Annotated in this window: 17 protein-coding genes; 4 read left to right on the forward strand and 13 right to left on the reverse strand. The window is 53.7% G+C overall.

The genetic code is table 11. From position 1 onward, the window contains the following. Nucleotides 1–96: 96 nt before the first annotated feature. From rpsA to UR504_RS04285, 5 genes are all read right to left on the reverse strand, one after another. Entirely contained in the window at nucleotides 97–1,770 is a 1,674-nt protein-coding gene (gene rpsA / locus UR504_RS04265; RefSeq protein ID WP_008499966.1) for a 30S ribosomal protein S1, read from the reverse strand. Nucleotides 1,771–1,881: 111 nt separating this feature from the next. Beyond that, nucleotides 1,882–2,565: a (d)CMP kinase gene (cmk, locus tag UR504_RS04270; protein ID WP_024907794.1), complete on the reverse strand. Its 684-nt coding sequence runs from the start codon at nucleotides 2,563–2,565 to the stop codon at nucleotides 1,882–1,884. Between the two features lie 185 nt (nucleotides 2,566–2,750). Continuing rightward, nucleotides 2,751–4,034 carry a 3-phosphoshikimate 1-carboxyvinyltransferase gene (gene aroA, locus UR504_RS04275; protein WP_127730265.1) on the reverse strand — a complete coding sequence of 428 codons (1,284 nt, stop codon included), beginning with the start codon at nucleotides 4,032–4,034 and terminating at the stop codon, nucleotides 2,751–2,753. A gap of 69 nt (nucleotides 4,035–4,103) precedes the next feature. Further along, nucleotides 4,104–5,192 (reverse strand): 3-phosphoserine/phosphohydroxythreonine transaminase, encoded by a 1,089-nt coding sequence (gene serC, locus UR504_RS04280; protein ID WP_302234678.1) that lies wholly within the window; start codon nucleotides 5,190–5,192, stop codon nucleotides 4,104–4,106. 162 nt (nucleotides 5,193–5,354) lie between these two features. Beyond that, entirely contained in the window at nucleotides 5,355–6,047 is a 693-nt protein-coding gene (locus UR504_RS04285; protein WP_111964569.1) for a DUF421 domain-containing protein, read from the reverse strand. Nucleotides 6,048–6,174: 127 nt separating this feature from the next. On the opposite strand from UR504_RS04285, the gene ycaO reads away from it, so the two are divergent. The 4 genes from ycaO to pflA all read left to right on the forward strand — a co-directional run bounded on the left by ycaO (nucleotide 6,175) and on the right by pflA (nucleotide 12,477). Next, nucleotides 6,175–7,935, forward strand: coding sequence for a 30S ribosomal protein S12 methylthiotransferase accessory factor YcaO (ycaO, locus tag UR504_RS04290; protein ID WP_320739362.1), 1,761 nt, complete (start codon nucleotides 6,175–6,177; stop codon nucleotides 7,933–7,935). A gap of 406 nt (nucleotides 7,936–8,341) precedes the next feature. Then, on the forward strand, nucleotides 8,342–9,199 hold the full coding sequence (gene focA, locus UR504_RS04295) for a formate transporter FocA (RefSeq protein WP_008499974.1): 858 nt from the start codon (nucleotides 8,342–8,344) through the stop codon (nucleotides 9,197–9,199). Between the two features lie 51 nt (nucleotides 9,200–9,250). Beyond that, the gene (gene pflB, locus UR504_RS04300; RefSeq protein WP_023310992.1) at nucleotides 9,251–11,533 is read left to right on the forward strand and encodes a formate C-acetyltransferase; all 2,283 of its coding nucleotides are present in this window, start codon (nucleotides 9,251–9,253) and stop codon (nucleotides 11,531–11,533) included. Between the two features lie 203 nt (nucleotides 11,534–11,736). Then, nucleotides 11,737–12,477 carry a pyruvate formate lyase 1-activating protein gene (pflA, locus tag UR504_RS04305; protein WP_045630022.1) on the forward strand — a complete coding sequence of 247 codons (741 nt, stop codon included), beginning with the start codon at nucleotides 11,737–11,739 and terminating at the stop codon, nucleotides 12,475–12,477. Nucleotides 12,478–12,512: 35 nt separating this feature from the next. Here pflA and UR504_RS04310 read toward each other — a convergent pair whose 3' ends face one another. The 8 genes from UR504_RS04310 to lolA all read right to left on the reverse strand — a co-directional run bounded on the left by UR504_RS04310 (nucleotide 12,513) and on the right by lolA (nucleotide 22,091). Further along, complete coding sequence (locus UR504_RS04310) at nucleotides 12,513–13,043, reverse strand: anti-virulence regulator CigR family protein (protein ID WP_127730261.1); 531 nt, start codon at nucleotides 13,041–13,043, stop codon at nucleotides 12,513–12,515. 123 nt (nucleotides 13,044–13,166) lie between these two features. Continuing rightward, the gene (locus UR504_RS04315; RefSeq protein WP_111963924.1) at nucleotides 13,167–14,315 is read right to left on the reverse strand and encodes an MFS transporter; all 1,149 of its coding nucleotides are present in this window, start codon (nucleotides 14,313–14,315) and stop codon (nucleotides 13,167–13,169) included. 276 nt (nucleotides 14,316–14,591) lie between these two features. Continuing rightward, the gene (locus UR504_RS04320; protein ID WP_223581770.1) at nucleotides 14,592–15,455 is read right to left on the reverse strand and encodes a dimethyl sulfoxide reductase anchor subunit family protein; all 864 of its coding nucleotides are present in this window, start codon (nucleotides 15,453–15,455) and stop codon (nucleotides 14,592–14,594) included. A gap of 1 nt (nucleotide 15,456) precedes the next feature. Then, nucleotides 15,457–16,074 (reverse strand): DMSO/selenate family reductase complex B subunit, encoded by a 618-nt coding sequence (locus UR504_RS04325; protein WP_021240882.1) that lies wholly within the window; start codon nucleotides 16,072–16,074, stop codon nucleotides 15,457–15,459. 10 nt (nucleotides 16,075–16,084) lie between these two features. Next, a complete protein-coding gene (dmsA, locus tag UR504_RS04330; protein ID WP_302234673.1) occupies nucleotides 16,085–18,529 on the reverse strand; it encodes a dimethylsulfoxide reductase subunit A in 2,445 nt (814 codons plus the stop codon). Between the two features lie 209 nt (nucleotides 18,530–18,738). Next, the gene (serS, locus tag UR504_RS04335) at nucleotides 18,739–20,031 is read right to left on the reverse strand and encodes a serine--tRNA ligase (RefSeq protein WP_008499983.1); all 1,293 of its coding nucleotides are present in this window, start codon (nucleotides 20,029–20,031) and stop codon (nucleotides 18,739–18,741) included. A 92-nt stretch (nucleotides 20,032–20,123) separates the two neighbouring features. Beyond that, nucleotides 20,124–21,467 (reverse strand): replication-associated recombination protein RarA, encoded by a 1,344-nt coding sequence (gene rarA / locus UR504_RS04340; RefSeq protein WP_111963921.1) that lies wholly within the window; start codon nucleotides 21,465–21,467, stop codon nucleotides 20,124–20,126. 9 nt (nucleotides 21,468–21,476) lie between these two features. Next, a complete protein-coding gene (gene lolA, locus UR504_RS04345; RefSeq protein ID WP_021240884.1) occupies nucleotides 21,477–22,091 on the reverse strand; it encodes an outer membrane lipoprotein chaperone LolA in 615 nt (204 codons plus the stop codon). Between the last annotated feature and the right edge of the window lie 126 nt (nucleotides 22,092–22,217).

Below are 22,217 nucleotides of genomic sequence, written 5' to 3' on the forward strand. Positions count from 1 at the left end.
ATTGATTACAGGACGAATCCTGCAATCTGTCAAGTTTGCTCCTCATCCTTCACGCTGTAAATGCGTTACAACGCAAATGATGCTGAGAACCTGATATTACTCGCCTTTAGCTGCTTTGAAAGCTTCAGCCATTGCGTTGTTAGAGAAGTTTGCATCTTCCTGTTTGTTAACAGTTGCGATTGCATCTTTCTCATCAGCTTCGTCTTTAGCACGAACAGACAGGCTGATTGCACGGTTCTTACGGTCAACACCGGTGAACTTAGCTTCAACGTCGTCGCCTACGTTCAGAACCAGAGTGGCATCTTCAACGCGGTCACGGGAAGCTTCAGAAGCGCGCAGGTAACCCTCAACGCCGTCAGCCAGTTCTACGGTTGCGCCTTTAGCGTCAACTGCAGTTACTTTACCGTTTACGATTGCGCCTTTCTTGTTCAGTGCAACCCAGTTGTTGAACGGATCTTCTGCGAGCTGTTTAACGCCCAGGGAGATACGCTCACGCTCTGCGTCAACCTGCAGAACAACTGCAGCGATTTCGTCGCCTTTTTTGTATTCACGAACTGCTTCTTCGCCTGCAACGTTCCAGGAGATGTCAGACAGGTGAACCAGGCCATCGATGCCGCCGTCCAGGCCGATGAAGATACCGAAGTCAGTGATAGACTTGATTTTACCTTCAACACGGTCGCCTTTGTTGTGGGTTTCCGCGAACTGCTGCCATGGGTTGTTTTTGCACTGTTTCAGGCCCAGGGAGATACGACGACGTTCTTCGTCGATATCCAGAACCATCACTTCCACTACATCACCAACGTTAACAACTTTGGATGGGTGGATGTTTTTGTTGGTCCAGTCCATTTCGGAAACGTGCACCAGACCTTCAACGCCTTCTTCGATTTCAACGAAGCAGCCGTAGTCAGTCAGGTTGGTTACGCGACCAGTCAGTTTAGTACCTTCTGGGTAACGCTTAGCGATAGCTACCCATGGATCTTCGCCCAGCTGTTTCAGGCCGAGGGATACACGAGTACGCTCGCGGTCGAACTTCAGCACTTTAACAGTGATTTCGTCGCCCACGTTCACGATTTCGCTTGGGTGCTTAACGCGTTTCCACGCCATGTCGGTGATGTGCAGCAGGCCATCAACGCCGCCCAGGTCAACGAATGCGCCGTAGTCAGTGAGGTTCTTAACGATACCTTTGACTTCCATGCCTTCCTGCAGGTTTTCCAGCAGCTGATCGCGTTCTGCGCTGTTTTCAGATTCGATAACGGCACGACGGGAAACAACAACGTTGTTACGCTTCTGGTCCAGCTTGATTACTTTGAACTCAAGCTCTTTGCCTTCCAGGTGCAGGGTGTCACGGACTGGACGAACGTCTACCAGAGAACCTGGCAGGAACGCACGAATACCATTCAGCTCAACAGTGAAGCCACCTTTAACTTTGCCGTTGATAACACCGACCACAGTTTCAGCTTCTTCGTAAGCTTTTTCCAGCGTGATCCAAGCTTCGTGACGTTTCGCTTTCTCACGAGAAAGCAGGGTTTCACCGAAGCCGTCTTCTACTGCGTCCAGAGCAACGTCAACTTCGTCGCCAACCTGGATTTCCAGCTCGCCCTGGGCGTTTTTGAACTGCTCTGCCGGAATGGCGGACTCAGATTTCAGACCGGCGTCAACCAGTACTACGTCTTTGTCGATAGCAACAACAACACCGCGAACGATGGAACCCGGGCGGGTTTCGATTTCTTTTAAGGATTCTTCAAACAGTTGAGCAAAAGATTCAGTCATGTTTAATCTTCAGGTTAATATTAACGTCCACCTGGCTCCGTGCCGGATGGGGTTGTTTCACATACCCGCCGTCAATCCATTGCAGCGGGGGTACTGCTAAATCGGTCGCGATTACGCGAGTGCCAGTTTTTGGCGCGCATATTGTAGCGCTTTTTCAATCACTTGCTCAATAGTTAAACTGGTTGAATCCAGAACTAATGCATCTTCTGCTGGAACAAGTGGAGCGACGGCGCGGTTACGATCGCGGTCATCGCGCTCTTTTATCTCGGATAAAAGGCGATCAAAGTTAACACTAAACCCCTTTTCCTGCAACTGAAGCATGCGGCGCTGAGCGCGTTCTTCCGAAGAGGCGTCAAGGAAAATTTTCACAGGTGCATCAGGGAATACCACGGTTCCCATATCGCGTCCGTCCGCGATCAAACCCGGGGCTTCACGAAACGCGCGCTGACGACGTAACAACGCCTCACGAACGCGCGGGAAGGCCGCTACCTGAGAGGCCGCATTCGCCACTTCCTGAGTACGGATTTCCCCGCTCACGTCTTCCCCTTCAAGGATCACTTCCAGGTTGCCATCGGTCGACACGAAACGCACATCAAGATGCGCGGCCAGCGGAACCAGCGCTTCTTCTGACGCCACGTCCACGTGATGATGTAGCGCAGCCAGAGCCAGCACGCGATAGATTGCTCCCGAATCTAAAAGATGCCATTGCAATGCTTCCGCCATCGCTTTGCACAGAGTCCCTTTCCCTGCGCCACTCGGCCCATCAATGGTGATTACCGGGGCAATTGCCGTCATCTTTTTCTCCTTAAATAAGGCATACCGTTTACATGAACGCCGCGCATTATACGCGTCAACGTGCGCAACTGTTACCTTTGCGTGCAAATTACGGATTGATTGAAGCAGAGTGTAGAAGAAATGAACGGAAGTGTTCGTCAGGAAGCGTAAGGAAATGCCGCATCAGGCGATGCGGCAAGATGTTATCAGGCCAGCGTGCTAATGCGTGCCAGCTGTTCGAAGTAGTCCGGGAAAGTTTTCGCCGTACATTTCGGGTCAAGGATGGTCACAGGCGTGTCTGACAACGCCACCAGCGAGAAGCACATCGCCATACGGTGATCGTTGTAGGTTCCGATCTCGGCAACCTGCAGTTTTGCAGGAGGCGTGATGCGAATGTAGTCTTCGCCCTCTTCCACCTCAGCGCCGACCTTACGCAGCTCGGTCGCCATCGCGAACAGACGGTCAGTCTCTTTTACGCGCCAGTTGTAGATATTACGCAGCGTGGTGGTGCCTTTTGCAAACAGCGCCGCAGTGGCAATGGTCATCGCCGCATCCGGAATATGGTTCATGTCCATGTCGATGGCATTCAGATCGCCATGGGTACAGGCGATGAAGTCATCACCCCAGGTCACAACCGCGCCCATTTTTTCCAGCACGTCCGCAAAACGTATGTCGCCCTGCACGCTATTGCGACCAATACCGGTGACCTTCACGGTACCGCCTTTGATCGCACCCGCAGCCAGGAAGTAAGAAGCCGAAGAAGCGTCGCCTTCAACCAGATAGCTGCCCGGAGACTGGTACTGCTGCGCTCCACGCACCACGAAGCGCTGATAAGACTGGTTTTCCACCTCGACACCGAAGGTTTTCATCAGGTGCAGGGTGATATCAATATAAGGTTTGGAGACCAGCTCGCCTTTAATCGTAATAACCGTATCCTGCGGTGCCAGCGGCGCGGTCATCAGCAGTGCCGTCAGGAACTGGCTGGAGACGCTGCCGTCAACCTCGACATGACCGCCGTTAAAACCACCGCGCAGACGCAGTGGCGGATAGTTTTCCTGCTCCAGATACTCAACCTGCGCGCCGCCCTGACGCAGGGCATCCACCAGATGGCCAATCGGACGCTCTTTCATGCGAGGTTCGCCGGTCAGCACAATGTTGTTGCGCCCAAGACACAGGGCCGCCGCCAGCGGACGCATCGCGGTACCCGCGTTGCCCAGAAACAGCTCAAGCTCTTCATCCGTCTGCAGCGCGCCGCCGCTGCCGGTCACTTCGCAGCGGGTACGATCGTCGGAGAGAATGTAATGAACACCCAACGCTTTCAGCGCATTGAGCATATGGCGTACGTCATCGCTGTCCAGCAGGTTTGTAAGGACGGTGGTGCCGTTTGCCAGTGCTGCCAGCAGCAGAGCGCGGTTCGAGACACTTTTTGAACCAGGCAGATTAATGGTGCCATCTACCCGCGCGATAGGTTGTAACGTCAGGGATTCCATGAAAACTTAACTCTCAACTCAACATAATAAAAACCCCGCAGCAGGGCTACGGGGGTGAAAACAGCGCTATTAACCGTGGCGACGTTCGAAGTCGATCATGAAATCCGTCAGAGCTTTAACGCCTTCCAGCGGCATCGCGTTATAGATGGAGGCACGCATGCCGCCAACGACACGGTGACCTTTGAGCGAATGCAGGCCTGCCGCGAAGGACTCTTCCAGGAACACTTTATCTAGGCTGCTGTCCGCCAGCTGGAACGGCACGTTCATCCGGGAACGGTTAGCTTTCGCCACATCGTTGCGATAGAAATCGCTTTTGTCGATCACGCCATACAGCAGTTCAGCTTTCTGCTGATTCACCTTGTCCATCTGCGCCACGCCGCCGTTTTGCTTCAGCCATTTGAAGACCAGGCCGGAAAGGTACCAGGCAAACGTTGGTGGGGTGTTGAACATAGAATCGTTATCGTTCAGCACGGTGTAATCGAGAATCGACGGGCAGGATTTATGCGCTTTACCCAGCAGGTCTTCACGCACGACGACGATAGTCAAACCGGCCGGACCGATATTTTTCTGCGCGCCCGCATAGATAACGCCGTAGCGGCTGACATCAATTGGCGCAGACAGAATGGTGGAGGAGAAGTCGGCGGCAACCACGACATCGCTGCCGAAGTTTGGCGTCTCGTCGATGGCAATCCCGTCAATGGTTTCGTTCGGGCAGTAGTGCAGATACGCTGCGTTATCAGAAAGCTGCCACTCGTTCATTGGCTTCACGGCGCGCAGGCCATCAACGGTCACTTTGGCGTCGATAACATTCGGCGTGCAGTATTTATGCGCTTCTTTAACGGCGCTTGCCGCCCAGTATCCCGCGTCAACGTAGTCTGCCGTCGTTTTGTCACCAAGGATATTCAGCGGAACGCCTGCAAACTGGCCGCGTCCACCGCCGTGGCAGAACAATACTTTGTAGTTCGAGGGAATATTCAGCAGATCGCGAAAATCCTTTTCTGCCTCTTCGGCCACCTGAATAAACTCTTTACCACGGTGGCTGATTTCCATCACCGACGTACCGAGACCGTTCCAGTCACAGAGTTCCTGTTGAGCCTGTTTAAGCACGTCTGCCGGTAACATTGCCGGACCTGAACTGAAATTAAAGACTTGAGCCATTTCCCCTCACCACGCTAAAAGCCATAAGTTATAACTGTGGATATCGGTTTTATCATTCAGTGACACGCGCCGCAATGTCTAAAACTTATGACCCGTGAAATGTGCCCCGCGTCACACAAAACAATCTGCCGCCTCGCCATGACAAAACCGACAAAATGGCTGTCAGGTGATGCGTTTGGCCCGGCTAACCTTCGTCCATTCCGGATTTGCACAGCGGGGGCATAATTGACGATCCCCCGGCTGCATCGCGAGCACGTGGCTACATCTCACGCAGGCATACTCGCCTGACTCAGGTACGGTTCTGAAACGCTCGATCAGCATATCCGGCAGGATACACAGTCCCGGCTTCACCTCGTCGTCAGAATAGTAATAGACGCTGATCTGCCCGTTGGTCTCCATGATCGCCAGACGCACCTGCCCGAGCTGTTCAACGCTATTCAGTCGTAGCTCCATAAAGAACTCGAACTCGGTCATATTGGCGCTTTGTACATTTTCCCAGGCCAACTGCCCGTCCTCGACGATAACGACCGGCTTCCCCTCAAGCAGATCTTCCAGCTTTTCGCTTTTCGACATCAGCCACATGACAAGGCGATAAAGAAGCGCCAGTGAAACAAAAACGATAAACACCGGCACCATCGGCACATCATCATAGAAGGCGACATCCCCCGCCGCTGAACCCAGCGTCAGGATGATCAACACCTCAAAGAGCGACATCTGCCGTACGCCGCGACGGCCGGTGATTTTAAGAAACAGGAAGACAAGTACGAAGGTGTACAGGCTGCGGAGCGCCACTTCGCCCAGAAATTCAGGAGGAACTTTATCAAACGCCATCCGCTGGAGATCAAATGCTTTCATTTTTCTATGCCTTAACAGTCAGTTACTGCCACTAAGCATAGCCCAGCCATTTATTTTCGCCGAAGATAGCACCCGTCACGCAAAACCCGTATCATTGCGCGCTTTACGTACGATAAAAGTGAACGCCATGACTCAAACGTTTATCCCCGGCAAAGATGCCGCTCTGGAAGATTCCATCGCTCGCTTCCAGCAGAAACTGACCGACCTGGGTTTTAACATCGAAGAAGCCTCCTGGCTCAATCCGGTGCCTCACGTCTGGTCCGTGCATATTCGCGATAAAGACTGTGCCCTGTGCTTTACCAACGGTAAAGGCGCGACAAAAAAAGCGGCACTGGCTTCTGCGCTGGGTGAGTATTTTGAGCGTCTGTCCACCAACTATTTCTTCGCTGACTTCTGGCTGGGCGAGACCATCGCTAACGGCCCGTTCGTTCACTATCCAAATGAAAAATGGTTCCCGCTGACCGAAGACGACGAACTGCCGGAAGGTATTCTCGACGCACGCCTGCGTGCCTTCTACGATCCAGACAACGAACTGACCGCCAGCATGCTGATCGATCTGCAGTCTGGCAATGAGGATCGTGGGATCTGCGCCCTGCCGTTTACCCGTCAGTCTGACGAGCAGACCGTCTATATCCCGATGAACATCGTCGGCAACCTGTATGTGTCCAACGGTATGTCCGCGGGTAACACCCGCAATGAAGCGCGCGTGCAGGGCCTTTCCGAAGTCTTTGAACGCCACATTAAAAACCGCATCATTGCCGAATCCATTAGCCTGCCTGAAATTCCGGCCGACGTGCTGGCGCGCTACCCGGGCGTGGTGGAATCCATCGCTAAGCTGGAAGCAGAAGGTTTCCCAATCTTTGCCTATGACGGCTCGCTGGGCGGCAAGTACCCGGTTATCTGCGTCGTGCTGTTCAACCCGACAAACGGCACCTGTTTCGCCTCCTTTGGCGCGCACCCTGACTTCGGCGTGGCGCTGGAACGCACCGTCACCGAGCTGCTGCAGGGCCGTAGCCTGAAAGATCTCGACGTGTTCACACCGCCAACGTTTGACGATGAAGAAGTGGCTGAACATACGAACCTCGAAACCCACTTCATTGACTCCAGCGGTTTGATCTCCTGGGATATGTTCAAACAGGACGCAGACTATCCGTTCGTGGACTGGAGCTTTGCAGGGACAACGGAAGAAGAGTTCGCGACGCTGATGGCGATTTTCAAAGCCGAAGACCAGGACGTCTATATCGCCGACTACGAGCACCTGGGCGTCTATGCATGCCGCATTATTGTTCCCGGCATGTCCGACATCTACCCTGCAGAAGATCTGTGGCTGGCGAATAACAGCATGGGTGCACATCTGCGCGAAACGCTGCTGGCTCTGCCTGGCAGCGAGTGGGAAAAAGAAGATTATCTGAACCTGATCGCCCAACTGGACGAGGAAGGCCACGATGACTTCACCCGCGTACGCGAACTCCTGGGTCTGGCGACCGGTAAAGATAACGGCTGGTATACCCTGCGTATCGGTGAACTGAAAGCGATGCTGGCCCTGGCGGGTGGCGACCTGGATCAGGCCCTGGTCTGGACCGAGTGGACCATGGAGTTCAACCAGTCGGTCTTCTCTGCCGAGCGCACCAACTATTACCGTTGCTTGCAAACCCTGCTGCTGCTTGCACAGGAAGAGGATCGCGAACCGCTGCAATACCTGAACGCTTTCGTGCGCATGTACGGTGCTGAGGCTGTAGAAGCAGCCAGCGCGGCCCTGAGCGCTGAAGCGCCGTTCTATGGCCTGCAGGCTGTTGATAGCGATCTGCAAGCCTTCCCGGCGCACCAGTCGCTGCTGAAGGCCTACGAAAAACTGCAGAAAGCAAAAGCCGCTTACTGGTCAAAATAAGCGCACATAACATTACCAGCAGTAGGCGTATTCAATCGTCTGGGCTATATTACGGGGCAATTTCATTGCCCCGTTTTTTATTTTCTTCGGCAATGACTGTTGATTGTAATAATAAAGTTAAACATGGGTAAATATAATAATATTTACCTGGGCTTTACTGTTACTTTTTATGGTAAATACTCCATATTAATTAACTGTATCCGAGGTGGCTGAACGAAAAAATTCAACTCTTTTCATAACTTTTAAAATTTATTTTTATACGGATAATCAAACACTTACTCCGCATTTGCTGTAAATCCATACACACTGCGGGCCTATAAGCCAGGCGAGATATGATCTATATCAATTTCTCTTCTATAATGCTTTGTTAGTATCTCGTCGCCGACTTAATAAAGAGAGAGTTAGTGTGAAAGCTGACAACCCTTTTGATCTTTTACTCCCTGCTGCGATGGCCAAAGTTGCCGAAGAAGCGGGTGTCTATAAAGCAACGAAACACCCGATGAAGACGTTCTATCTGGCGATCACGGCTGGTGTGTTCATCTCTATCGCTTTCGTCTTCTACATCACCGCCACCACCGGTACTGCCGGAATGCCTTTCGGTATGGCCAAACTGATTGGCGGCATTTGTTTCTCACTGGGTCTGATTCTCTGCGTCATCTGCGGCGCCGACCTCTTCACCTCAACGGTGCTGATTGTCGTGGCAAAGGCCAGCGGAAGAATTACCTGGGGTCAGCTGGCACGTAACTGGCTTAATGTTTACGTGGGTAACCTGGTTGGCTGTCTGCTCTTTGTTTTGTTGATGTGGCTTTCTGGCGAGTACATGACCGCCAACGGTGGCTGGGGCCTTAACGTCCTGCAAACCGCCGACCACAAAATGCACCACACATTTATCGAAGCCGTTGCTCTCGGCATCCTCGCTAACCTGATGGTCTGCCTGGCTGTATGGATGAGCTACTCGGGTCGTAGCCTGATGGACAAAGCCTTAATTATGGTTCTGCCGGTTGCGATGTTTGTTGCCAGCGGCTTTGAGCACAGTATCGCGAATATGTTCATGATCCCAATGGGCATTGTCATCCGCGACTTTGCGAGCCCGGAGTTCTGGACCGCAGTTGGTTCATCCCCGGAAAGTTTCTCACACCTGACTATTATGAATTTCATTACTGATAACCTGATCCCTGTCACTATCGGGAACATTATCGGTGGGGGTCTGTTAGTTGGGTTGACATACTGGGTCATTTACCTGCGTGGCGACGATCATCATTGATGGTTTTCTCAGGCAGTAAATAAAAAATCCACTTAAGAAGGTAGGTGTTACATGTCCGAGCTTAATGAAAAGTTAGCCACAGCCTGGGAAGGTTTTGCGAAAGGTGACTGGCAGAATGAAGTAAACGTACGTGACTTCATTCAGAAAAACTATACCCCGTATGAAGGTGACGAATCCTTCCTGGCTGGCGCAACTGACGCGACCACCAAGCTGTGGGACAGCGTAATGGAAGGCGTTAAACTGGAAAACCGCACTCACGCGCCAGTTGATTTTGACACCTCCGTTGCTTCCACCATCACTTCTCACGATGCTGGCTATATCAACAAAGCCCTTGAGAAAATCGTTGGTCTGCAGACTGAAGCACCACTGAAACGCGCAATCATCCCGTTTGGTGGTATTAAAATGGTTGAAGGTTCCTGCAAAGCGTATAACCGCGAGCTGGACCCAATGCTGAAAAAAATCTTCACCGAATACCGCAAAACCCACAACCAGGGCGTATTCGATGTTTACACCAAAGACATTCTGAACTGCCGTAAATCTGGCGTTCTGACCGGTCTGCCAGATGCGTATGGCCGTGGCCGTATCATCGGTGACTACCGTCGCGTTGCGCTGTACGGTATCGACTTCCTGATGAAAGACAAGTACGCGCAGTTTGTTTCCCTGCAGTCCGATCTGGAAAACGGCGTAAACCTGGAAGCGACCATCCGCCTGCGTGAAGAGATCGCTGAACAGCACCGCGCGCTGGGTCAGATCAAAGAGATGGCTGCTAAATACGGCTGCGATATCTCTGGTCCTGCTACCAACGCTCAGGAAGCTATCCAGTGGACCTACTTCGGCTACCTGGCCGCAGTTAAGTCTCAGAACGGTGCAGCAATGTCCTTCGGTCGCGTATCCACCTTCCTGGATGCTTACATCGAACGTGACCTGAAAGCAGGCAAAATCACCGAGCAAGACGCTCAGGAAATGATTGACCACCTGGTCATGAAACTGCGTATGGTTCGCTTCCTGCGTACTCCTGAATATGATGAACTGTTCTCTGGTGACCCAATCTGGGCAACAGAATCTATCGGCGGTATGGGCGTTGACGGCCGTACTCTGGTTACCAAAAACAGCTTCCGCTTCCTGAACACCCTGTACACCATGGGTCCTTCTCCGGAGCCGAACATCACCGTTCTGTGGTCTGAAAAACTGCCTCTGAACTTCAAGAAATTCGCCGCTAAAGTGTCCATCGATACCTCTTCTCTGCAGTACGAGAACGATGACCTGATGCGTCCGGACTTCAACAACGACGATTACGCTATCGCTTGCTGCGTAAGCCCAATGGTTGTTGGTAAACAAATGCAGTTCTTCGGTGCGCGAGCAAACCTGGCGAAAACCATGCTGTACGCTATCAACGGCGGCGTTGATGAAAAACTGAAAATGCAGGTTGGTCCTAAATCTGAGCCGATCAAAGGCGACGTTCTGAACTTCGACGAAGTCATGGACCGCATGGATCACTTCATGGACTGGCTGGCTAAGCAGTACGTCACTGCACTGAACGTTATCCACTACATGCACGACAAGTACAGCTACGAAGCCTCTCTGATGGCGCTGCACGACCGTGACGTTATCCGCACCATGGCGTGTGGTATCGCTGGTCTGTCCGTTGCTGCTGACTCCCTGTCTGCAATCAAATATGCGAAAGTTAAACCAATTCGTGACGAAGACGGTCTGGCTATCGACTTCGAAATCGAAGGCGAATATCCTCAGTTTGGTAACAACGACTCTCGCGTTGATGACATGGCGGTTGACCTGGTAGAACGTTTCATGAAGAAAATTCAGAAACTGACTACCTACCGTAACGCTATCCCGACTCAGTCTGTTCTGACCATCACCTCTAACGTTGTGTATGGTAAGAAAACCGGTAACACCCCAGACGGTCGTCGTGCTGGCGCGCCATTCGGCCCAGGTGCTAACCCAATGCACGGTCGTGATCAGAAAGGTGCTGTTGCCTCTCTGACTTCCGTAGCTAAACTGCCGTTTGCCTACGCGAAAGATGGTATCTCTTACACCTTCTCTATCGTGCCAAACGCGCTGGGTAAAGACGACGAAGTGCGTAAAACCAACCTCGCGGGTCTGATGGATGGTTACTTCCACCACGAAGCGTCCATCGAAGGTGGTCAGCACCTGAACGTGAACGTAATGAACCGTGAAATGCTGCTCGACGCGATGGAACACCCTGAGAAATATCCTCAGCTGACCATCCGCGTATCTGGCTACGCAGTACGTTTTAACTCCCTGACTAAAGAACAGCAGCAGGACGTTATCACCCGTACTTTCACTCAGTCCATGTAAGTGGAATTGACTGAAATCACGCGTTAACAAGCGTACAATAAAGGCTCCACGTCAGTGGGGCCTTTTTAGCACCCTCTCCACCTCAGTCTCTTTTGTCCGCTATCTATACTTAATGGATAACAGCCAAAACAGACTTAACACAGCCGGCTTTGAGCTGTGCATACACAGGCCCGGGACGGGCCGATGATGGAGATATCACCGCAATGTCAACTATTGGTCGTATTCACTCCTTTGAATCCTGTGGCACCGTTGATGGCCCGGGCATCCGCTTTATCACCTTTTTCCAGGGCTGCCTGATGCGCTGCCTGTACTGCCATAACCGCGATACCTGGGACACGCACGGCGGCAAAGAAGTGACCGTTGAAGACTTGATGAAAGAGGTGGTGACCTACCGCCACTTTATGAACGCGTCCGGTGGCGGCGTCACCGCATCCGGCGGTGAAGCCATTCTTCAGGCTGAATTTGTCCGTGACTGGTTCCGCGCCTGCCACAAAGAAGGCATTCATACCTGCCTGGATACCAATGGCTTTGTACGTCGCTACGATCCGGTGATTGATGAACTGCTTGAAGTGACCGATCTGGTGATGCTCGATCTCAAACAGATGAACGATGAGATCCATCAGAACCTCGTTGGTGTCTCAAACCACCGCACGCTGGAGTTTGCCAAATACATAGCCGACAAAGGCATCAAAACCTGGATCCGCTACGTGGTTGTTCCTGGCTGGTCAGACGACGACGACTCCGCGCACCGCCTGGGGGAATTCACCCGTGACATGGGCAACGTCGAGAAAATCGAGCTTCTGCCCTATCACGAGCTGGGTAAACATAAATGGGTGGCCATGGGCGAAGAGTACAAACTCGATGGCGTGAAGCCGCCGAAAAAAGAGACGATGGAACGCGTGAAAGGTATTCTCGAGCAGTATGGCCACAAGGTCATGTATTAACGAAAAGGCCCGGTAAAACCGGGCCTTTTTATATTCTATTTAAATACACCGTTAATAACGGACGTCACAATGGCTGTGCTCAGCGCAATTAAGACCAGGTCGTCCCCGACCACGCGCCATTCATAGCCCGGGTAGGAAGGAAGCTGGTCCAGCATAGAGGCTGGCACGGTTTTCTTCGCAATGCCCGGAGGAAGCGGCTTACCGCGCGCCAGGTTTTTCGCGATGCCCGGAGGCAGAGAGTCATAACCCGTTAAGCCATAATTCAGCGCCAGGTGACGCGCATGATCGAAGCTCACGCGAGCATCAACATCATTACCGACATCTTTGCTATTTTTGAAGCTCTTATTCGATTTTCCAGGGCTATCCTGTCCGCTATTTTGCTTATTTCCATGGTTGCCGGAGTTACCAGAATTCCCGTTACCATGATTACCGCCATTACCTTGCCCGCCACCGTTTCCGTGACCACCGCCATTCCCGTTTCCAGGATTAGCCATGACCGGAGCCGTTGCAAACGTTAAAGACAACACTACGGCAAGTGCGGTAGTGGAAAAACGACGAATAGACATGATTGCTGCCTTATAGTGGTAGGACTCACATGAATTATCGCCTGGCGCAATAAACAAACAATAAGTAAAACTCTTAGTTGTGACAGGGACAAAAAAGCCTGTCATCGACAGGCTTTAATTTAATCAGGCATGTGCCACAGGCGTTGGATGCTCACCTGCTTTACGCAGCAGCATTAAGAGATATATAAACGACACGCTGGCAATCATGATAAACAGTAAATTGTCGGAGTAATTCTGCATCAGCATCGCGGTAAACGTCGGCCCTAATAAGCTGCCGATGGTATAGCTCAGTAACAGCGCCTGGTTCATTGCCACCAGCTGGTGATGCTCAACTTTCTCACAGGCCCAGGCCATCGCCACCGGATAGAGCGTAAAGCCGGCGGCCCCGAGAATGAACAGCGCAGGCGCCATTGCGGCGTTGCTGAGCATGGCAAGACATCCCATGATGACCACGAAGACCTGAACGCGCAGCACCAGCAAACGACCAAAGCGGTCCGCCAGACGGCCAATCGGCCACTGCCCGACGATCCCCGCACTCACCATGACCGCCATCCAGAATCCAATTCCGGAATCGCTGACGCCCTGATGATTCAGATAGAGCGGCATCAGACCATAGAGCGAGCCCAGTACAATCCCCGATATAATGCAGCCGTTAACGCCCAGACGCGCATGACGCAGTCTGAGCATTGGCCAGACGTGGGTTGCTTCCTGGTGTTCGCTGTTCTGGTTCACGATGCGCGTGAAGAGCAAAGGCAAGATCGCGGCCAGCACCATACCCGTTACCCACGGCAGAACGCTCATGAGGTCGGTTGGCAGCTTGCTGACCATCAGTTGCCCCAGTACGGTGCCGACGTAATAAACCATCATATAGGCTGCCAGCAGGCGTCCACGATTACGGGAGGTGCCGCTGCACATCAGCGCACTTTCAACGACTACCCAAATCATCGCGCAGCCTACACCGGCGATAAAGCGCCATGCCATCCAGCTCCAGAAGCCGACCATCAGGCCCAGCCCCGCACACCCGGCAGCGAAAATCAGCGAAGCCAGATAATAGCTGCGGTTAAAGCCAAAGCGCTTGATCAGGCTCCCGGTCACCAGGGTTCCAAGAAGGTTGCCGGTAAAAAAGGACGAGCTGACCATACCCACCTGCCAGGTCGGTAAGTTTTCATGGGCAAGCCACAGCGGGACGAGCGTATTTAACACTGCGATCGCCAGGGTCAACAGAAGCAAGCCACAGAGCAACAGCAGCACTGGCCGGGTATAGGTGGTCATGGATTAAAAAGCCGTGAGGAAGTTCAGATTTCGTGCGCATCATGCCACTGGCAAAAACAAAGTCAATCCACTGATTTAGCCGCCTCGCACAATATGTTCCCTGTCGATTTAAAAAACTTATCCTGCTAATGCCACGCCTGCTATAGATATTAATTATGTCTCTGTTTTCATTTATTAATGGGCAAAATTAAAACAAAACGACAGTCGAAAAATTTCATGATCGAAAAAAGAAAAAGCCGGGCACTCAGGCCCGGCTTGATATAACCAAATACAACGTTAACTGGCGATAGCCATACCTACAGTCATATGCAACCCGTAGAACACGCCGCGACCAATCAGTTCACCCGCCAGTACCAGCACAAAAGCCAGTGACAGCAGCGGCAGCGCGGGCTGATAACCTTTGAGCTGAGGAGCAATCCAGAATACCAACGCGGCGACCAGCAGAACGATGCGCCAGGCCATCAGAGCACCGTAGTCCGGTACCAGGGCAGAAGCCTGCTGGATAGAGCTGTGAATGGTTGCCAGTTCTGCTCCCTGCATCAGGGCGACCATCGCACTCACCACCAGCGCCAGCAGCGAAACAGCGGGCAACAAACGCATTGCCCACCCGTCTACGCCCGCCACGCGCAGCAGCAGGTAGCCCAGCAGCGGTCCGCCGATAAACATCGTCAGGAAGAAGCTCATTGGCGTCCAGACGCTGTACCAGGTTGGAACGGTATCGATGGTGTTATAGACGCGCACCATCATCCACACGAACACCACGCCCAACACCATGGTCACGATTAGCCACAGGCTGCGCAGACCCGCAGGCAATTTTTTCATGGCGGCCAGCAGCCAGCCCAGCCCACCGACGGCAAAGAAAATTGCTCCGCTGGCAATCTCATTACTGAGGGATGAGGCACCCACGCGGTTCAGGGAGTTAAACGCGCGCATAGGCGACCCCAGGTGAAGCGTAGAGGCGATAAACCCAATCCCCATCAGCACCCACAGGCCAAACATGCTCAACACTAAACGCTGCTGCTGTTCAGCATTAAGGCGACCTTTCAACAGCGCCAGCGCGAGCACAATGAAACCACCCGCCACGCACTGACCAAAGACCGTGAAGATCATCAGCGGCCATTCATGCCATCCACTTCCCATCTCACACCTCCTTCGGATTTGCCAGGTAGCCGGTGGTGTCCCCTGTAGGACGGCTGTTGGCGTTAGGTTTAATTACAATGCTCGGCTTCGTGAAGTGCGCAGACGGCAGCGGCGCCACGGCAGCGAGCTGCCCGTGTTTTTGACGCAGCTCTTCAATCGGACCGAAGTCCAGCGCGCGCAGCGGGCAGGACTCGACGCAAATCGGCTTTTTGCCGTCCGCTACGCGGGTGTGGCAACCGTCGCATTTGGTCATATGACCTTTGGCGGCATTGTACTGCGGTGCGCCGTACGGGCACGCCATATGGCAGTACCGACAGCCGATGCAGACATCTTCGTCCACCACAACAAAACCGTCTTCACGCTTGTGCATCGCCCCGCTCGGGCAGACCTTGGTACAGGCCGGATCTTCACAGTGGTTACAGGCAATTGACAGGTAATAGGCAAAGACGTTCTGATGCCAGACGCCGTTATCTTCCTGCCAGTCCCCCCCGGCGTATTCATAAATACGGCGGAAGCTGACGTCCGGGGTCAGGTCTTTGTAATCTTTACAGGCCAGCTCGCAGGTTTTGCACCCGGTGCAACGGCTGGAATCAATAAAAAATCCATACTGAGTTGTCATCGGTTACTCCTTAAACCTTTTCAACCTGGACAAGGTTTGTGTGGGATGGGTTGCCTTTCGCCAGCGGCGACGGACGCTGCGTGGTCAGTACGTTAATACTGCCAGCCTGGTCGATGCGGTTTGCATCAGGGCTATACCAGGCACCTTCACCCAGCGCCACCACGCCGGGCATCATGCGCGGCGTCACTTTGGCTTCAATGTGAACCTCGCCGCGACCGTTGAAGATCCGCACGCGATCGCCATTGCTGATGCCTCGCGCTTTGGCATCCATCGGGTTGATCCACATCTCCTGTCGGCAGGCGGCTTTCAGCACGTCGACGTTACCGTAGGTAGAGTGAACACGCGCTTTGTAGTGGAAGCCGGTCAGCTGCAGCGGGAATTTCGCCGTCAGCGGATCGTTGTAGTTTTCAAAGCCCGGCGTGTAGATCGGCAGCGGATCGATAACGTCCCCTTCCGGCAGTTCCCAGGTTGACGCAATTTTTGCCAACTCTTCGGAATAGATTTCGATTTTGCCCGACGGCGTGGTCAGCGGGTTCGCCTGCGGATCTTCACGGAACGCTTTGTACGCCACGTGGTGCCCTTCCGGATCGCGCTGTTTGTACATCCCCTGCTTGCGGAAGGTGTCAAAGTCCGGCAGGTCAGGAATGGCCTTACGGGAGAGTTCATGCAGATGGCGCATCCACCCTTCCTGAGTCCGTCCCTCGGTAAACTGCTGCTCAACGCCAAGACGTTTCGCCAGCTCGGAGGTCATCTCATAAATGGTTTTGCACTCAAAGCGCGGTTTAATCGCCTGGTCGGTAAAAATCACGTAGGACATGTTGCCGCAGGATGCATCCAGCGCGAAATCCATCTGCTCAGAGGCGGTGCAGTCCGGCAGCAGGATATCGGCATATTTCGCCGAAGAGGTCATGTGGCAGTCGATCACCACAATCATCTCGCACTTCTTGTCGTCCTGCAGGATTTCATGGGTACGGTTGATTTCTGAATGCTGGTTGATGAGGCAGTTACCGGCATAGTTCCAGATCATCTTGATCGGCACGTCCAGCTTGTCCTTGCCGCGCACGCCGTCGCGCAGGGCGGTCATTTCCGGGCCGCGTTCAATCGCATCGGTCCACATAAACATGGAGATGCTGGTCTGAACCGGGTTATCCAGCGTCGGCATACGTTCGAACGGCACTTCATATGAACCTTCACGCGCGCCGGTGTTACCGCCGTGAATGCCGACGTTGCCGGTCAGAATGGAGAGCATGGAGATGGCACGGGTCGCGATTTCGCCGTTCGCATGACGCTGCGGACCCCAGCCCTGGCTGATATAGGCCGGTTTGGCTGAAACAATTTCACGCGCCAGCTGAACGATACGCTCAGCCGGGATGCCGGTGATGGTGGACGCCCACTCCGGCGTTTTCGCCACGCCGTCGCTGCCCTGTCCGAGAATATACGCCTTGTAGTGACCGTTTGCCGGCGCGCTGGCTGGCAGAGTTTTCTCGTCATAGCCGACGCAGTATTTATCCAGGAAAGGCTGATCGACAAGATTCTCAGTGATCATCACCCACGCCAGGGCGGAGACCAGCGCGGCGTCGGTCCCCGGACGAATGGGAATCCACTCATCTTCACGTCCGGCGCCGGTGTCGGTGTAGCGTGGGTCGATGATGATCATGCGGGCATTGGATTTGGCGCGGGCCTGTTCGAGGTAGTAGGTTACCCCACCGCCGCTCATGCGGGTTTCACCCGGGTTATTGCCGAACAGCACCACCAGCTTACTATTTTCGATATCAGACGGGCTGTTTCCGTCCGCCCAGCCGCCATAGGTGTAGTTCAGGCCAGCAGCAATCTGCGCCGATGAGTAGTCACCATAGTGATTGAGATAACCGCCGCAGCAGTTCATCAGGCGCGCCACCAGCGTTTTACCCGGTGGCCAGGAACGGGTCAGCGTGCCGCCAAGCGTCCCGGTACCGTAGTTCAGGTAGATGGATTCGTTGCCGTACTCTTTAATCAAACGCTGCATGTTAGTGGCAATGATATCGTAGGCTTCATCCCAGCTAATCCGCTCGAACTTCCCTTCCCCACGCTTACCGACGCGCTTCATCGGGTATTTCAGGCGGTCAGGATTATAGACGCGACGACGCATGGAGCGACCGCGCAGGCAGGCACGGACCTGATGTAACCCTTCGTAGTTATCGTCCCCGGTATTGTCGGTTTCGACATATTTAATTTCACCATCCACCACATGCATACGCAGCGGACAACGGCTACCGCAGTTGACGGTACAGGCACTCCACACCACTTTTTCCGGGGAAGTGGCCGGAGACAGAGCATCAGCCGCCGACGCCAGTCGGGTAAAGGGGAGCGTGAAGGCACTGCTGGCTACGGCCAGGCCGCCTATAGCCGTGGTTTTCATCAAACCACGGCGAGTGACCTCGGCAGCCATTAATGCTTCAGGCGCGTTGATTTTCATAGAGACTCACTTTGGTTGCTCACAAAGAAAAGAGAGGCGGCGCAAACCGCTATGTAGTTTTATATATAACGAATATTTTCGTTATCAGCGTTTTATGCTGACTTTCATTGGAGGAGTATTACTACTTTAGAGGGAGGGGGTATTGCGTCGTATCAATTCATAAGCATAAAAAAAGCGCCCTGAGGCGCTTTTTTGTTTTAAGACAAATATTAACCGATGTACTGCTGGCCTTTCATGTATGGACGCAGCACTTCAGGGATCTCGATACGACCGTCTGCCTGCTGATAGTTTTCCAGCACGGCAACCAGGGTACGACCCACAGCCAGACCAGAACCGTTCAGGGTATGTACCAGACGGGTTTTCTTGTCAGATTTGCTGCGGCAGCGTGCCTGCATGCGGCGCGCCTGGAAATCCCAGACGTTAGAGCAGGAGGAGATTTCACGGTAGGTGTTCTGCGCAGGCACCCACACTTCCAGATCGAAGGTTTTGCAGGCGCCAAAGCCCATATCACCGGTACACAGAGCCATACGACGGTACGGCAGACCCAGCAGCTCCAGCACCTTCTCCGCGTGGCCGGTCATCTCTTCCAGCGCGTCCATGGATTCTTCTGGACGAACGATCTGCACCATCTCAACTTTGTCGAACTGGTGCATACGGATCAAACCGCGTGTGTCGCGACCGTAAGAACCGGCTTCAGAACGGAAGCACGGTGAATGTGCCGTCAGTTTGATCGGCAGATCGTCTTCGTCGATGATCTCATCACGCACGAGGTTAGTCAGCGGCACTTCCGCGGTTGGGATCAGCGCGTAGTTGCTGCTGTCTGCTTCTTCGTCCAGCGGGCGGGTATGGAACAGGTCGCCGGCAAATTTCGGCAGCTGGCCCGTACCGTACAGCGTATCGTGGTTGACCAGATACGGCACGTAGGTTTCGCTGTAGCCATGCTGCTCGGTGTGCAGATCCAGCATGAACTGCGCCAGCGCGCGGTGCAGATGGGCAATCTGGCCTTTCATCACCACGAAGCGAGAACCTGTGAGCTTAACCGCTGCCGCAAAGTCCAGGCCCGCGTGCATTTCGCCCAGCGTCACGTGATCGCGTACTTCGAAGTCAAACTCACGAGGCGTACCCCAGCGCTTCACTTCAACGTTGTCGTTTTCATCTTTGCCGACAGGCACGCTGTCGTCAGGAATATTCGGGATAGCCAGGGCAATATCACGAATCTCGGCCTGAAGAACGTCCAGCTCAGCTTTCGCCTGATCCAGTTCTTCACCCAGCTTGTTCACTTCCAGGCGTAATGGCTCAATATCTTCCCCGCGCGCTTTCGCCTGGCCGATGGATTTCGATCGAGAGTTACGCTCTGCCTGCAGATTTTCAGTTTGTACCTGCAGTACTTTACGACGCTCTTCAAGAGCGCGTAGCTTATCTACATCCAGCTTAAAGCCCCGGCGTGCCAGTTTTTCAGCGACTGCGTCTGGCTCATTACGCAGCAGATTGGGATCGAGCATGCTTATCCTGTGCTTATCGAATTAAAATAGGAAAATGTGACCACAGCCTGCGGCCACAAGGATACTACGCCAACATTACCGCAACGATTGAACTAACGGTAGCGTTTTATAGGGCTATTTTGATCCTGTCCGGCGAGCCAGGTGAGCTTTTCACCAATCTTGCCTTCAAGACCTCTGTTTGTGGGGCGATAATAGCGCGTTTGTGCCATCTCCTGCGGGAAATATTCCTCCCCTGCGGCGTAGGCATTGGGTTCATCATGAGCGTAGCGGTACTCCTGCCCATACCCCATCTCTTTCATCAGTTTGGTCGGTGCATTACGCAAATGAACCGGAACATCGTAGTCCGGACGTTCACGCGCATCCGACATCGCCGCTTTAAACGCGGTATAAACCGCATTGCTTTTCGGCGCGCAGGCCAGATAAACAATCGCCTGCGCGATGGCACGTTCGCCCTCCGCGGGTCCAACGCGGGTGAAGCAGTCCCAGGCCGACAGCGCAACCTGCATAGCGCGAGGATCGGCATTGCCAACATCTTCAGACGCAATCGCCAGACAGCGGCGCGCGACATATAGCGGATCGCCGCCCGCAGTGATAATGCGCGCGTACCAGTAAAGCGCCGCATCCGGCGCGCTGCCGCGTACCGACTTATGCAGCGCCGAGATCAGGTCGTAAAAACGGTCGCCTTTATTGTCGAAACGGGCGCTGCGTTCACCTGCAATTTCGGTGAGCAATTCCGGTTTAAGCACCCGCTTCCCGGCATCGTCGACTTCGGCCATATCGGCCATCATTTCTAGCGTATTCAGCGCCCGACGCGCATCGCCGTTGACCAGCTCCGCGATCGCACGACGCGTGTCGTCGGGCAGAACGATATCCTGCCCGCCGTAGCCGCGCGCTTTGTCGTCCATCGCCTGGGTGAGAACCTTTTCAATATCCTCGGTAGTCAGCGATTTGAGCAGATAAACGCGCGCGCGGGAGAGTAGCGCCGAGTTCAGTTCAAACGACGGATTCTCGGTGGTCGCGCCGATGAAGAAGATCGTGCCGTCTTCAATATGCGGCAGGAAGGCATCCTGCTGGCTCTTGTTGAAGCGGTGGACTTCGTCCACGAAGAGGATGGTGCGCCGCCCGGCATTGCGGTTCTGCCGCGCACGCTCGATCGCCTCACGGATCTCCTTCACGCCGGAGGTCACCGCCGAGATGCGTTCAACGTCTGCGTTGGCATAGCGGGCGATCACTTCTGCAAGCGTGGTCTTGCCGGTGCCAGGGGGCCCCCAGAGGATCATGGAGTGAAGATGCCCGGCCTCAATGGCGCGTGGCAATGGCTTACCGGCAGCAAGCAGGTGCTGCTGGCCGATGTACTGCGCTAAATTTTCTGGCCGCATACGGGCGGCCAGAGGTTGAAACGCGTTATCTGAAAAATCGAGCGACAGATTGCCCACTCACGCCTCTTACTTATTGCGTTGGTCGTCCACCGTCACGCCCTTCGGCGGGGTAAAGGTGAATTTCGATGCATCAACGGCGCCGTTCTGCTGAGATTTAAGCTGGTAGCTGCTGCGCTGATCGTCCTGCTCAACCGCGCCGAACTGATTAATGGTACCGTTGGTGCTCACGTTAATGGTGAACTGCTTCAGGTTGCCGTTGCTGCCTTTCGGCGTCAGGACAAACTCGTCACCCGTCTGTTTAATATTGTACTGCTGCCAGTCGCTGGCCTGGTTTCGGGCAATCAGCATAAACGGCGTATTGCTGGTGGCATCTTTCAGCCAGGTCGCAGTAGCCTGCTCAACGAACGGGTTGTAGAACCATAAGGTTTTACCGTCAGACACCAGGATGCTCTCATCCGGCTGGGTCATGTGCCAGTTGAACAGATTTGGGCGTTTTACCCACAAATCTCCCTGGCCTTCCTGCACCGCGTTGCCGCTGCCGTCCGTCACTTTTTGCGTGAAGCTGGCGTGGAAGCTGCTTACTTTATCCAGTCGGCTTTTAAGGTCGCTGGCTGCATCAGCCCAGACGCTGCTGGCAACAAAACTGGTGAGTAATGCACAGGCGATGGCGATTTTTTTCATTGTTATTCCTTAAAATACGTCTTCCCGATATGGGATTTCCGTCTTCTATTCTGGACCTGCCCGAAGGCAGGCGACAGAAGAAAATGCTTAATTTTGGCTGATTTACCCTTCTTTGCAAACGCTGAA

The sequence above is a fragment of the Enterobacter sp. 241F3 genome, from assembly GCF_034106785.1.
Taxonomy (GTDB): domain Bacteria; phylum Pseudomonadota; class Gammaproteobacteria; order Enterobacterales; family Enterobacteriaceae; genus Enterobacter; species Enterobacter vonholyi.

Excerpts from the sequence above, each read along its gene's own strand:
- rpsA (WP_008499966.1), bottom strand. The coding sequence starts at position 1,770 with ATGACTGAATCTTTTGCTCAACTGTTTGAAGAATCCTTAAAAGAAATC.
- cmk (WP_024907794.1), bottom strand. The coding sequence starts at position 2,565 with ATGACGGCAATTGCCCCGGTAATCACCATTGATGGGCCGAGTGGCGCA.
- aroA (WP_127730265.1), bottom strand. The coding sequence starts at position 4,034 with ATGGAATCCCTGACGTTACAACCTATCGCGCGGGTAGATGGCACCATT.
- serC (WP_302234678.1), bottom strand. The coding sequence starts at position 5,192 with ATGGCTCAAGTCTTTAATTTCAGTTCAGGTCCGGCAATGTTACCGGCA.
- UR504_RS04285 (WP_111964569.1), bottom strand. The coding sequence starts at position 6,047 with ATGAAAGCATTTGATCTCCAGCGGATGGCGTTTGATAAAGTTCCTCCT.
- ycaO (WP_320739362.1), top strand. The coding sequence starts at position 6,175 with ATGACTCAAACGTTTATCCCCGGCAAAGATGCCGCTCTGGAAGATTCC.
- pflB (WP_023310992.1), top strand. The coding sequence starts at position 9,251 with ATGTCCGAGCTTAATGAAAAGTTAGCCACAGCCTGGGAAGGTTTTGCG.
- pflA (WP_045630022.1), top strand. The coding sequence starts at position 11,737 with ATGTCAACTATTGGTCGTATTCACTCCTTTGAATCCTGTGGCACCGTT.
- UR504_RS04310 (WP_127730261.1), bottom strand. The coding sequence starts at position 13,043 with ATGTCTATTCGTCGTTTTTCCACTACCGCACTTGCCGTAGTGTTGTCT.
- UR504_RS04315 (WP_111963924.1), bottom strand. The coding sequence starts at position 14,315 with ATGACCACCTATACCCGGCCAGTGCTGCTGTTGCTCTGTGGCTTGCTT.
- UR504_RS04320 (WP_223581770.1), bottom strand. The coding sequence starts at position 15,455 with ATGGGAAGTGGATGGCATGAATGGCCGCTGATGATCTTCACGGTCTTT.
- UR504_RS04325 (WP_021240882.1), bottom strand. The coding sequence starts at position 16,074 with ATGACAACTCAGTATGGATTTTTTATTGATTCCAGCCGTTGCACCGGG.
- dmsA (WP_302234673.1), bottom strand. The coding sequence starts at position 18,529 with ATGAAAATCAACGCGCCTGAAGCATTAATGGCTGCCGAGGTCACTCGC.
- serS (WP_008499983.1), bottom strand. The coding sequence starts at position 20,031 with ATGCTCGATCCCAATCTGCTGCGTAATGAGCCAGACGCAGTCGCTGAA.
- lolA (WP_021240884.1), bottom strand. The coding sequence starts at position 22,091 with ATGAAAAAAATCGCCATCGCCTGTGCATTACTCACCAGTTTTGTTGCC.